The sequence below is a fragment of the Chryseobacterium urinae genome, from assembly GCF_030518295.1.
Taxonomy (GTDB): Bacteria; Bacteroidota; Bacteroidia; order Flavobacteriales; family Weeksellaceae; genus Chryseobacterium; species Chryseobacterium mucoviscidosis.
In genome coordinates this window covers 15,644-28,097 of the sequence record NZ_JAULSJ010000012.1, presented here as the reverse complement: position 1 = coordinate 28,097, position 12,454 = coordinate 15,644, and the positions used below count along the sequence as shown (strand labels likewise).

Here is a 12,454-nt window from a genome sequence, read left to right as displayed (position 1 = left end):
CTCACATTTAGATATAAAAAAGGCTGTTCTCTGTTTTGAGACAGCCTTTTATTTTTGTTGATTTTAATAAAGATTTAAATTCATAATTTTTCAGTTTTTTAATCTTCATTAAATTCTAAAATAACCTGATCAAAAGCACTCAAATTAAATGTGGTAGAGGTTCCTATTAAGTCGTTCCATTGTCTTGAGGCATTACCTGATGTACTGTAAATATGGCAGGATCCCTCTGTTCCTCCACTATTATTGGGTTCTCCCGTTGCAAAGAAACTTTGAGGGGTTGAGTTTGGAGAAGTCGTCCAGTCAATGGTCCAGTCTTCACCGGTAATCCATGTAAACTCTGTGGAGTTTCCCGGATAAGCCACTTTGTTATATCCGATCCAGATATTGTTATTAAGATTGTAACCTGTTGTGTTTGCTAAGATATTGGTATTAATATATGTTCTTTCTGCATTGGAAGTAATGGTAACCACATATCCTCCTACCTGCTTTGCAAAAGTAAAAGTATCATAAAAGTTTTTGCCCCCTCCAAGCTGATAAGCACAGTAAGTATGTCCGTTGGAACCTGTTCCTGACCATTTTTTACATCCTCTCTCTGAAACACTTACCCCTCCGAATGTTGCAGGAACAGCTCTTTGTGAAGTTTTCACAGGAACGTATCCCAAAATAGATGTACTGAATCCTGCTGAACCAGATGATGAGGAGTTTCCTGAAGTAAGCAAAGATACTACCCAGGTTGTGCCCGAAGTTGCCCCTGTATTTTTAATTACAGCATAGTAGCCTGCAGGAATCGTGAAACTTGCCTGAGCTGTTGCTACATTGGAAACATCTATTTTTTCAGTACCATTAGGGGTAATCGTAACATCGAAAGCACTTCCGTTTCTTATTTCGTACACTCTGCCGCCAAATGTAGCAGGTGAGGCTACGGCTGCAGGAAGAGACCATGTTGCAGCGGCGGTTCCTCTATAATCCAGATATTCGTCAGTAGATAAAAAACTATATGAAGTGGCTGTACTCTGTTTATAAGGAGTAGCAAAAGATCCTTTAACATCTAAGGTACTTCCGGGAGTATTGGTATTAATACCTACCTGACTATTCACTATCGAAAAAATGGACAATAAAAAGCTTATAGTTATAATTTTATTTTTCATGTTTAATTTATGTTTTATTGTTTAGTCTTCATTAAATTCTAAAATAACCTGATCAAAACTCACACCTCCGCTTACCGTAAGACTTCCTGTAAGATCATTCCATTGTCTTGAACTGTTGACGGAAGTTGGGAAAATATGGCATGAGCCTTCCGTTCCTCCGCTGTTGTTGGGTTCCCCGGTTGCAAAGAAGTTTTGCGGGGTTGAATTTGGAGAGGTCGTCCAGTCGATCGTCCAGTCTTCTCCGGTGATCCATGTGAACTGATTGCTGTTACCGGGATACGCCACCTTGTTATAGCCTATCCAGATGCTGTTATTAAGCGAGTAGCCTGTTGTATTTGATAAAAGATTGTTGTAAATAAATGTTCTTTCCGCATTGGAAGTAATTGTAGAAATATATCCTCCCACTTGTTTTGCAAAAGTAAATGTGTCGTAGAAGTTTTTTGCACCTCCCAACTGATAAGCGCAATATGTATGACCATTTGCTCCTGTTCCGGACCATTTTTTACATCCTCTTTCTGTAACGGAAACTCCTCCAAAGGTTGCCGGAACCGCTCTCTGAGAAGTTTTAACAGGAATGTACCCTAAAATTGATGTACTGAAACCTGTAGAATTTGCAGAACTGCTATTGCCTGTGGTAAGAAGTGTTACAACCCAGGTTGTTCCGGAGGTGAGCCCTGTATTTTTAACAGTTGCATAATATCCTGCGGGAATCGTAAAACCAGACTGATTGACCGCTGTGGTGGAAACATCTATTTTTTCCGTACCACTAAGATTAATTGTTACATCAAAATTACTTCCGTTACGGATTTCATAGATTCTTCCTCCGAAAGTTGCCGGTGATGCTAAAGCTGCCGGAAGAGTCCACACAGCAGCAGAGGTTCCTCTGTAGTCTAAATAGTGATCTGAATTTAATAATGAATAGGTGGTTGCCGTTACGGCTTTGTAAGGTGTTGCAAAAGATCCTTTAATGTCGAGTGTGCTTGCAGGATTGCTTGTATTAATTCCAACTTGTGCATTACAAATAAATACAATACCCAGACTTATTACTGAAATAAATTTGTTTTTCATTATCATATTTTTTTACAATTGTAAATATATAAATAATATGATAAATTATTAATATTTTATTAGTTATTTTATTATAAATGTTTGTTTAATTCACAAAAAAGTGTATTTAATTATGTTAAATCACTATTTTTTGAATTTGTGAAAATGTCAAAAATGTGCTTTTTTACGACCTTTTTATTAATCATATAATATAAAAGATGTAAATAATTTAAATGTAATTATTTATGTATTAAATATGAAATCTGTATTTTTTTAATTTTAAACCTGTTAAAAGTGCTTTTTTTACTAAAGAATTCAGTGAAAAATAAGAAAATATTGATGTTTGTTTTTTATCTGAAAATAACTGTCCGCAATTTTTACTGTCAAAAAAATGGAATTTGAGCTGAGTGAAATTAAAGATTAGATAAATTTAAACACCATTCCGAACTTAAAAGCGGTTGAGTTTAATAATAAAGGATAAATAAAAATAACTCTATAAATTAAGGTTTGAAATGCTAAAGAGTTCTTTCCATCTGTTTATTAAAAGATCCGTATAAATATCCTTTTCCAAACCATAAGAACCCAATGCAAAGCCGTCATTCCACTCAAATAATGCAGTTTCTCCGCTTTTCAGAATTCCGAAATCAATTCCGTATGCCTTCGTTCTTTCATCTGAATTTTCAAAATCTTTAATGGCAGTTTTTACCGTGTCCATGTTCGGTTTAAGATTTCTCTCTCCGCTGTAATTTTTTATTCCGACGATTTCAGAATGATTTACGAAAACCCGAAACTCAGAAAGCCATTCAACAGCAGATGAACAGAATAACGCCGTCTCTTTTGAAAATGATTCAAGGCGGAGAAGATCATGTTGTGAATTGATGACAAATCCTGTGAAAAGCTTGGTTTTAAATTTCGGTTTTACAAAAGTGTTTAAAGATTGTTCATGACTTTGCATCATGAGTTTTTTCACAGTTGTTTCCCAAACACTTCGCTTTAAATAATGCCTTAAACTTTGAGGGTAAGATGAGGTGAATGAATTGATTCCCAATATTTTGAAAATATATACCATTGCTGAGTGATCTCCGAAAATCAGCGTTTCTTCACTAAGCTGGATGTGATTTCGATGTAATTTTTTGATGGTAAAAAATTCGCAGTCAACTCCTCTTGATTCCAAAACAGTTCTTACCTCCAGAAATTCAGGTTCTGTTTTACCATTGCCGTACTCCTGAATGTAAGCTTTTGTAATCATTATAGAAACTATTTTTTATAAAGATAAAAGAAAAACGTGTTCTTTGAGCACGTTTTTATAGTTTATCATACTATTCTGATATTTTTTTCCATTCGGAGACAGGTTTATAAAAATTGAATGATTTATATTGCTTGGCTATTCCAATATCGTATCCGGAAACCACTACAACATTCAGAATGTCATTGTCAGAATCATATGCGTTACTGTTGATAAATGTTTTTACAGTTTGCATCAGCTCCGGATTATGGAACTGCTCATTAATATTATTCTGAGTAATTTGTAAATTTTTATTGACGTAGACAGTTACTGTATACACAAAACGCTTATTACCTTGATTGTCTGTAATAGGAGTGTAATTCATGTTAACAGAAGCATTGCTAATATTGTCTTGCTCCAAAATCTCTTTATGCACAGGAATCAATTTTGAAATTTTTGTAATAGCGATTAAACTGTAAGCAGAAACTCCAATAGTTATTGCTAATATTGCACCAGTAATGTAAAAAGGTAGCTTTCGTATTTTCGGCATGAAACTAATCTCATTATTTCTATAGTCCTGAACAACATACGTTTTTGCGACAATATCATGAACAGATTGCCGGGTCTCTTTATTGAAAATGTAAAATACAATAATACCAAGTCCTAAGGTAAAAATAATAATCCCCTGAATAATTGCAATAACAGAGAATGTATCTGATCCGGGAATTTTAAAGCCGTTAAGAAAAAATGGCGCTGTAAAAATTAATGATCTGATGAAAGAAGTTTTGATATCAATACAATTTCCTTTGATATCTGTTACCTGAATTTTCATTATTTTTTTTCCAAAAGTACCGCCCTCGTATAATTTAGAATTTAAAATTGTATAATAAGCTAATGAGATTGTCCAACCGATTAATTTTGCACTTTCTCCAAGTGATATAAAAAAGTCTTTAAAAACCAGACCTAATAAAAACCCAAAAATACCAAGAATAATTGTATCAATAAGTAATGCCCAGATTCTCGTCCAAAATTTGGATAAGAATAAATTGTTTTCCATGTTTGAAATAGTTTATTTAAGCAAAAGTAGCTAAATTAAAAGCTTTATTCAAAAAATTATCATCATCGGTTATTCCGATTACGTCTATTAATCATAAAGAATTTTCTTTGTAAAATTTTTGATTAATAATTTTTAAATCATTATCAGATAAATGGTTGTTGATATTTCTTAAATTGCTTATTCAAGTAATTTTTATTTAAATTAAAGTTTAAAAAAGAATAAAATTTATAATATCTGGCTTGGTATATTCTTTTTCTACTTGAATAAAATTACATTTTGGTTATTCTACAATATAAAGATTCGTTTTGTCAATCTTTAGCTTATTTTCGTCCTTCGTATACCAATCAGCAAATTTTTGATATTCTTCTTCATTTTTTTCTTTCCAAGCTGCGAAAGCCTGTTCATCACCTATTTGAAATACATAATGATTGTAAGCATCAAAAACTTTCTGATCTTCCATTTTCTTAAAATAATCCATAAGAACGTTTGGATAACTTTTTTTGATTCGTGTAGAATATTCTTTTAAAAAGTTCTTTCGAATTTTCGTAAAACTTTCATAGGTAAATTCTTTCTCACCTAAACTTGAAAGCATCATACTCGCTTCAAACATCATACAGAATGGAACTTTATTTTTATTTAAGGAATTAACATCTACAGAAATTACTTTACACAACGATATCGTGCTGGATTTTTCATCTTTTATATCAATTGCATTTTTATAAGTCTTATAAAGCTTTTCACTCATTTCCTGAGTTCTTTTTGTAGTTCTTTCAAGATTTACAAAAATTTCTCCGTAAATGAGACCCGGCAATTTATTATCAGATTTTAAATATAGATTCGATACTCTGTAGTAGTTTGAAGGATATGTTGGATCCACCCTGATTCCTTTCTCATATATTTTAATAGCTTCTTCAGGTTGTTCATATTCGTACATTACTCCTTTTTCCAGATGCAGTCTTCCTGAATTTGGAAATTTTTTGAGACCTTCATCATAAGTTGCAATAGCTTTTTTAGGGTTATTATCATAGTCGTACGTATTCCCTAAAAGCTGATAGTAATCGGCTTGGATCGTAGAGTAGCTTTTTATTTTTTCAAGTTGTGAAATAGCATTTTTGTAATCTTTTTTCTGAAGCAATGCATAAGCAATCTCATAAGGATATGTATAATCCGAAGGATCAATCTTTTCGCATTCCTTTAAAATATTAATAGCTTCATCAAATTTGGATTGGTCGATAAGTTCTACAGCATCATAAACTTTTTCACATTTGAATTCTCTTTTCTGAGCATTAAAAATCTGAAAAGAGATAAGTAGTATCAATAAGATAGTTTTCATGGAATCTAATTTTTTTCAAAACTACATTTTTTTACATAATATTAAAAAAGAACTAAATAATCTAAGGTTTTTCCCAACATTGATGTATAGTAATCATTAGTCATACCATTCTAAAAAAAATTCTATTAGTTAATCGTGGATAACTTATATTTTAATAGAAAATAAAGATTAATTAAATCAAATCAAAGCTCATAAACAAAGCCGTTTCAGTTGAGTTGCTGTATAATTTTGTATTAATTCCTGTAAATTGAAATCCGGTTTTCAGAAAAAATTTTATTGCAGGATAATTGGTATTGCTAAGTTCCGCTTCCACAATTCTGCATTGCAGATTCCGGGCTTCACGGTTGATATTTTTGATCAGCAATCTCCCGATATTTTGTTTTCTGAACTTTTTATGAATCCACAAATTCTGAATAAAAAGACTGTTATTTTTCCCTCTATAATCACAGATGATCCATCCAATAAGTTCTTCATTTTCAAAAATTCCGAAAGAATGACCTTGCTGTACCACTGCGTTTAAATATTCAATATCATGAAGTTCTGTTTTACATATCTTTTGATAATATTGATTTTTTTCTCTCAGATTAAATTCAAAAGAATTTGCGGTTTCGATGGTTGAAACCACAAAAATCTTTTCAGTTTCGTAGCTTTTATAATCAGGATCAGGAATGAAATTTTCTTCAAATATTTTTAGTTTTCTGATTTCCATGAATTAAAATTTAGAATTCTGGGCATGAAATCTGCTTTTTGTGGCGTACAGCAAAATCTGAATCATAACAAGAACGGAAATCACAACAATTCGTATCATGGCATTTTCCGAAAATCTTTCCCGAATCACTTCCAGATAATTGATCTTTTCAATGGTAAATTCCTTAAGCTCATCTATATTACTGAAAGCATTTACCTTTCCCACTTCAGAATTGATTTCGGCTTCATTCAGCGTTGCTGCAACATTAATGAGGTTGATATTGCTGATGAACAGCCAACCGAATAGCAACAGAGATACCGAAAAAAGAAGAGGTCTGATAATTTTCATGATTAGAAATGTTTTTGAGATGCAATAAGTTGTATTTTTTACGTTAATTTCAAAGCTAATTAAAATCTTTTGAATCTGAATAGGTTTAGAATGCTAAATTTAACATCTTGTTTAGATAGATACTTTTCTTCATTAAAAAGTTTAATTTCTATTTTGTCTCTGTCTTTTACCGCAATCCCAGAATGATTTTTAATATTTGAACTTATTTTCTCAAACAAACCTAATTCAAGCATGACTTTCAAAACTTTTTCGCCATCCTTGAATTTATCTTCAATGTTGAAGGGGAGAGGTTTATAGGCAGGATTTGTTTCAATAAATAATAAAAAGAAATAAGGATCAAGGTCACCAAAATCCATTCCGAACATAAATGGTGCTTCTACTTCCTGTTTCGTTTTTGTATTAATAAAATGGCAGTGATAGCCGTGAATAAAAAAATTCCAATCTAAGATTTTTCCTCGACTTAATTTTTGATTTCCTTTCATTTTGTTAAATGTGAGAAAAGGAAAATCTTCATTAAGTTTAATCTTTTTGATTTCTGTAAGTTGAAGAACAAGGTCTTTTGCCAAATTCCGATAGTCCTTTGCGCAGTTTTCAAAGAATTTTTGATGAAACCGAATTTCTTCGTCTGTCATTAAGGATGATATGAAAGTTATTTAATCAAATTTAAATAAAATTTCACACATCAAAACTTTCAAAACCCTTAAATTTGTGGTCAATAAAAATTTTACTGGATGCTTAGGAAAATTTCGGTTGCGGCGGCTGCTTTTTTGTCCGTCATTACAATCAATGCGCAGAAGAACAAAAATTCTCAGTTGGAAAGACCAAAACTGGTAGTAGGTTTAGTAGTGGATCAGATGAGGTGGGATTATTTATACCGTTTTTATAACAAATACGGTAACGACGGCTTCAAAAGACTTTTAAATACAGGATATTCATTAAATAACGTTCATATTCCTTACGTTCCTACCGTTACAGCTTTAGGGCACACTTGTATCTACACAGGTTCAGTTCCGGCAATTCACGGAATCGCAGGAAACGACTGGACGGATAAGGAAACCGGGCAAAATGTCTACTGTACCACAGATGAAAGTGTAAAGCCTGTAGGAACAGCCAACGTCAAAGTAGGAAGTCATTCTCCGAAAAATCTATGGTCGACAACGGTTACCGATGAATTGAGACTTGCCACCAACTTTCAGGGAAAAGTAATCGGCGTTTCTTTAAAAGACAGAGCTTCCATTTTACCGGCAGGACACACACCGAACGGAGCGTTCTGGTTTGATGATTCCACAGGAGACTTTATCACAAGTTCCTGGTATATGAATGATCTTCCGCAGTGGGTAAAAACCTTCAATTCTCAGGATTTACCTGATAAATTGGTTGCCAACGGTTGGAATACTTTGCTTCCGATTGATCAGTACACAGAAAGTTCACCTGATAATTCTTCATGGGAAGGATTGCTGGGAAGTGCCAAAACACCTACTTTTCCTTACAGTAATTTAGCAGCTGATTATCAGGCTAAAAAAGACAATATCCGTTACACACCATTTGGGAATACACTGACACTGAAATTAGCGGAAGCCGCAATAGAAGGTGAAAAGTTAGGAGGAGACGATATTGTGGATATGTTAGCCATCAATTTGGCATCGACGGATTATGCAGGACATAAATTTGGTCCGAATTCCATCGAAGTGGAAGATGTTTATTTACGACTTGATAAAGATTTAGCCCAGTTTTTCAGTTATCTGGATTCCAAAGTAGGAAAAGGACAGTACACTGTTTTTCTTTCGGCAGATCATGGTGGTGCCCATTCTGTAGGATTCTTACAGGAACATAAAATCACGACAGGTTTCTTCGGAGACGGAATGGATAAAAACGTCAATCTTAAATTAAAAGAAAAATTCGGGGTTGATAAACTGATCAATGCAGTGGATAATTACCAGATTTATTTCGACAGGAAATTACTCAAAGAAAATAATATTAAATTAGAAGACGTTGTAGATTTCACCGTAAAAGAAATTGAGAGTGATCCTTCAGATTTGTATGCTGTTCCGGTAAATAAAGTTTCGGAAGCTTCTATTCCGGAACCGATTAAGCAGAGAATTATTAACGGGATCAACAGGCAGAGAAGTGGTGATATTCAGTTGATTTCACATGATTCCATGCTTCCTCCATATTCAAAAACAGGGACAACGCACAGTGTATGGAATTCTTACGACTCACATATTCCTTTAATATTTATGGGATGGGGAATTCAACATGGTGAAAGCAATAAAGCGTACTTCATGACCGATATTGCACCTACCGTTTCTTCATTGCTTAAAATTCAGTTTCCAAGCGGAAATGTAGGAAATCCGATTACGGAAGTGATTGGAAAATAGTACTTTCCTTTAAAGATAAATGATAAAATCCTTAACTTTTTGGTTAAGGATTTTTTTGTTTTTTAAATATAAATTTTACTGTTGTCGATCTTTACCATATTCTGCTGTTCCATTTTTTTAATTGCACGGATTACGGTTTCTATCCGCATTCCTGTGAGGGAGGCTAATTGCTGTCTTGTATAAGGAATCACAAAGGAAAATTGTTCTTCAAAACCAAAATGAGCTTTTACATGAGACATAATAAGAGTAAGCTTTGTAATCGGATCTCTGAACGAAAACGGTGCAGCAGTGATGTGTCTGTAACGCATACGGTCTGCGGTGTAAGAATACATAGTGAGAAGAAGTTCAGGTTTTTCTAATAAAAGTTGTAAGAATTTATTTTTTTCAAGTCTGATGATTTCACAATCTGTAATTGCAACTCCGCTTACAGCATACTTTTTATTGTGGAAAATATACGTTTCGGCGAGGCAATGACCATCGAAAGGAATCCCGTGAATAAATTCTTTGCCGTCTTCCAAAAAGCTGCTTATTTTTACTGTTCCGGTTTTTATCTGCATATAATATTTCGGAGTGCTTTCTTCCTTAAAAACATAATCGCCGGAATTATAGTGTTGCAGTTCAGCGCCATGAGAAAACAAAAGGTTTTCACAAATGATCATAAGTTTTTTATTATTAATTTGATCTAAAGTTAACAATTTGTGAAGTGTATTGAAAATTTATTAATACCACACAGATGCCTTAAATATGCCTTGATTTTAAGAAATGAATCATTGCTATTGGTACTTTTTTAAGATTAAACTTTAATGCATAAAAAAACCGCAGATTAATCTGCGGGCTGTATATTGTTTTATTCTTCCTCTTCGTTCAGATCGTCTTCATCATCTTCATACTGTTCGAGGAAATAAGTGAAAGTGAAGTCTTCTATTTCTTCCTCAGCATCTTCAAGTGTGAGAAGAAGATCTTCAAAAGTTTCCAGCTGATCGACCGTCATATTTACAAACTCAATGTGAAGGGGCATTTCCAGTTCTCCTGTAATCACATCAGAAAGTGCATCCAGATTATCTCCGAAATGCTCAGGAAGTTTGATCTTTTCTTTCAGTTGGGCATAGAAATCTTCATAATCTCCGATGTCCGTAAAATCTATATATATTGTACTCATAACTTTATTTTTAATTTTAAATCAGTGAGCGTAAGTCATTGCGAGGAGCTAAGCGACGAAGCAATCTCAATAAGGATTCATAATATCTCTAATGTCTTCAATTAAATCTTTCCATTCAGGATTGAATGAATTAATTAAATCTAACTTGTCTTGCCGAGATCCAGCTTTTATTTGCTTTTCTCTAAAAATCGCATCTCCAATTTCCTGAAATGCTTCCCAATAAACTAATTTATGTAAATTATATTTTGCAGTAAAACTTTGTTGATAATGATTTTCCTTATGTTGTTGAACGCGTTTGGGTAAGTCTGAAGTAACTCCTGTATATAGAGTCGTGTTGTTTTGATTAGTCATAATGTAAATAAAACCTACTTTCACATTTTTAGATTGCTTTACTTCGACTCGCTCAGCACAGGCTCTCTTCGTTCCTCGCAATGACCAACAACTATTGCTTTTCAAAACTCTTATAATGGTTTTTAGTCAGATAAACATCACCGTCTTTCGTGAAAACAATCCGGTCTGCATTTCTGTTTCCGCAATGATAGTTTACATCCGCTTCAAAATACTTTTCACCTTCAGGCAATGTTCTTTCCCTGTTGCTGAAGTAATCTCCGCCAATTGCTTTTCCCGGCAAAACCTTACACAAATTTCCTTTGGCTGGATTCCAGCCCATCTTTCTTGCTTCATTTTTAGTTATGTAATATTCCGGAAGCTGATGATTTTTTTTAACATAAGCAATAACCCTTTTTTCTTCCGTCAGCTGATCGATAGATTCCTGACTCGAATATGCCGAGCCTGAAATCTCAGAACTGCTGTATTCAATTCTTGGATCTTTCGAGGAATTTTCCTTTTTATCCGCAATAAAGTTATTATAAACGTACATTACAGACATCCCGAAAAGAAGCCCTAAACAAATGAAAAAGACAGATCTTATTTTACCATTCATAGTATTAAATTAAAAAATGTAACAATAAGTTTGTTTAAACTTTTATTAAACCGCAAAAGTAACAAAAGACAATCTTAAAGCGAATTTCTATAATAATCAAAGCGCTCAAAAGAATAAAAATCAAAGATTTTTAAAAACTATTGTGAACTTTTTCATTTATAATGATCAACTTTAAATAAAAGTTTAGTTCATCTTTTGTCACTTTTACGGTTAATTCTGAAATAGTTTTAACAACTTTAATGTACCAATCTAACAATGTAACAATTCATTGTTACATTGTTAGACTGATATATTGTTAAATTAATTAGCTCTCCAGTCTTCCGGAATATCGCAGATCGGGATCGGAACCATTTTATGTTTTGCCGCTTTATGCATTCTGTCGAAAATCTGGAAAACTTCTTTGTCTCTGCCTTCGTAATCTTCTGCTGTTTTTGTTCCGTATTCTTTCTGAATTTTTTCCAGTTCAGGATAGGTTGCCCCGATTTGGTCTTCGTCCGTTCTTTCTGCATCCCAAAGTCCGTCCGTAGGAATTGCATTCTGAATGCTTTCAATTAAATTTAAAGCTCTAGCTAATTCGTAAACTTCCGTTTTATAAAGATCCGCGATTGGAGAAACATCTACACCGCCGTCGCCGTATTTGGTGTAGAAACCAATTCCGAAATCTTCCACTTTATTTCCTGTTCCGCACACTAAAAGTCCGTGAAGCTGACCGAAATAATATAAATTAAGCATTCTGAAACGTGATCTTGTATTCGCAAGAGCCAGATTGTTATTGGGATTTCCTTCTGAATGTGCGCTGACAATATTTTCAAAACTTTCGAAAACAGGAGTTAAGTTAACGGTTTCAGATTTTACGTTTGGAAATTTCTTTTTCAGATCCTCAATATGATCCTTCGCTCTGTTTACCTGATCGGCTTTTTGACGGATCGGCATTTCCAGCGCAAGAACTTCAAGCCCTGTCATCGCACAAAGAGTAGAAACTACACCCGAATCCACACCTCCCGAAACTCCGATTACATATCCGTTTACTTTTGCTTTTACGGCATAATCTTTCAGCCAGTTTACAATATGATCTATAACTTTTTGTGTCTGCATTGTTTATATTTTTTGTCTGTTTTTATGTAAAGG

At 33.6% G+C, this 12,454-nt stretch carries 14 protein-coding genes; 1 reads left to right on the top strand and 13 read right to left on the bottom strand.

Annotated features, from left to right (window positions below; translation table 11 throughout):
* Positions 1-98: 98 nt before the first annotated feature.
* From QWT87_RS09460 to QWT87_RS09425, 8 genes are all read right to left on the bottom strand, one after another.
* Positions 99-1,148, bottom strand: coding sequence for a C-type lectin domain-containing protein (locus QWT87_RS09460; RefSeq protein WP_302715838.1), 1,050 nt, complete (start codon positions 1,146-1,148; stop codon positions 99-101).
* 21 nt (positions 1,149-1,169) lie between these two features.
* Positions 1,170-2,216: a C-type lectin-like domain-containing protein gene (locus tag QWT87_RS09455; RefSeq protein ID WP_116096120.1), complete on the bottom strand. Its 1,047-nt coding sequence runs from the start codon at positions 2,214-2,216 to the stop codon at positions 1,170-1,172.
* 472 nt (positions 2,217-2,688) lie between these two features.
* On the bottom strand, positions 2,689-3,444 hold the full coding sequence (locus QWT87_RS09450) for an ATP-grasp domain-containing protein (RefSeq protein WP_302715836.1): 756 nt from the start codon (positions 3,442-3,444) through the stop codon (positions 2,689-2,691).
* 70 nt (positions 3,445-3,514) lie between these two features.
* Positions 3,515-4,477, bottom strand: a complete 963-nt coding sequence (locus QWT87_RS09445) for an RDD family protein (RefSeq protein WP_302715835.1) — start codon at positions 4,475-4,477, stop codon at positions 3,515-3,517.
* A 280-nt stretch (positions 4,478-4,757) separates the two neighbouring features.
* The gene (locus QWT87_RS09440) at positions 4,758-5,810 is read right to left on the bottom strand and encodes a tetratricopeptide repeat protein (protein ID WP_302715834.1); all 1,053 of its coding nucleotides are present in this window, start codon (positions 5,808-5,810) and stop codon (positions 4,758-4,760) included.
* Positions 5,811-5,982: 172 nt separating this feature from the next.
* Positions 5,983-6,519 (bottom strand): GNAT family N-acetyltransferase, encoded by a 537-nt coding sequence (locus tag QWT87_RS09435; RefSeq protein ID WP_302715832.1) that lies wholly within the window; start codon positions 6,517-6,519, stop codon positions 5,983-5,985.
* Positions 6,520-6,522: 3 nt separating this feature from the next.
* Positions 6,523-6,846: a hypothetical protein gene (locus QWT87_RS09430; RefSeq protein ID WP_302715831.1), complete on the bottom strand. Its 324-nt coding sequence runs from the start codon at positions 6,844-6,846 to the stop codon at positions 6,523-6,525.
* 59 nt (positions 6,847-6,905) lie between these two features.
* The gene (locus tag QWT87_RS09425; protein ID WP_407933585.1) at positions 6,906-7,478 is read right to left on the bottom strand and encodes a DUF6896 domain-containing protein; all 573 of its coding nucleotides are present in this window, start codon (positions 7,476-7,478) and stop codon (positions 6,906-6,908) included.
* Between the two features lie 99 nt (positions 7,479-7,577).
* Here QWT87_RS09425 and pafA point away from each other — a divergent pair, with 99 nt between their 5' ends.
* Positions 7,578-9,224, top strand: a complete 1,647-nt coding sequence (gene pafA / locus QWT87_RS09420) for an alkaline phosphatase PafA (protein WP_302715829.1) — start codon at positions 7,578-7,580, stop codon at positions 9,222-9,224.
* Positions 9,225-9,286: 62 nt separating this feature from the next.
* Here pafA and QWT87_RS09415 read toward each other — a convergent pair whose 3' ends face one another.
* From QWT87_RS09415 to nadE, 5 genes are all read right to left on the bottom strand, one after another.
* Positions 9,287-9,883, bottom strand: coding sequence for a Crp/Fnr family transcriptional regulator (locus tag QWT87_RS09415; RefSeq protein WP_302715828.1), 597 nt, complete (start codon positions 9,881-9,883; stop codon positions 9,287-9,289).
* A gap of 188 nt (positions 9,884-10,071) precedes the next feature.
* Complete coding sequence (locus QWT87_RS09410; RefSeq protein ID WP_302715827.1) at positions 10,072-10,383, bottom strand: barstar family protein; 312 nt, start codon at positions 10,381-10,383, stop codon at positions 10,072-10,074.
* A 66-nt stretch (positions 10,384-10,449) separates the two neighbouring features.
* Positions 10,450-10,839, bottom strand: coding sequence for a GIY-YIG nuclease family protein (locus tag QWT87_RS09405; protein WP_337250574.1), 390 nt, complete (start codon positions 10,837-10,839; stop codon positions 10,450-10,452).
* Entirely contained in the window at positions 10,826-11,326 is a 501-nt protein-coding gene (locus tag QWT87_RS09400) for a ribonuclease domain-containing protein (RefSeq protein ID WP_302715826.1), read from the bottom strand. The genes QWT87_RS09405 and QWT87_RS09400 overlap by 14 nt, the downstream gene beginning before the upstream one ends.
* Positions 11,327-11,626: 300 nt before the next feature.
* Positions 11,627-12,421, bottom strand: a complete 795-nt coding sequence (nadE, locus tag QWT87_RS09395) for an NAD(+) synthase (RefSeq protein WP_076396483.1) — start codon at positions 12,419-12,421, stop codon at positions 11,627-11,629.
* Positions 12,422-12,454 lie beyond the last annotated feature (33 nt).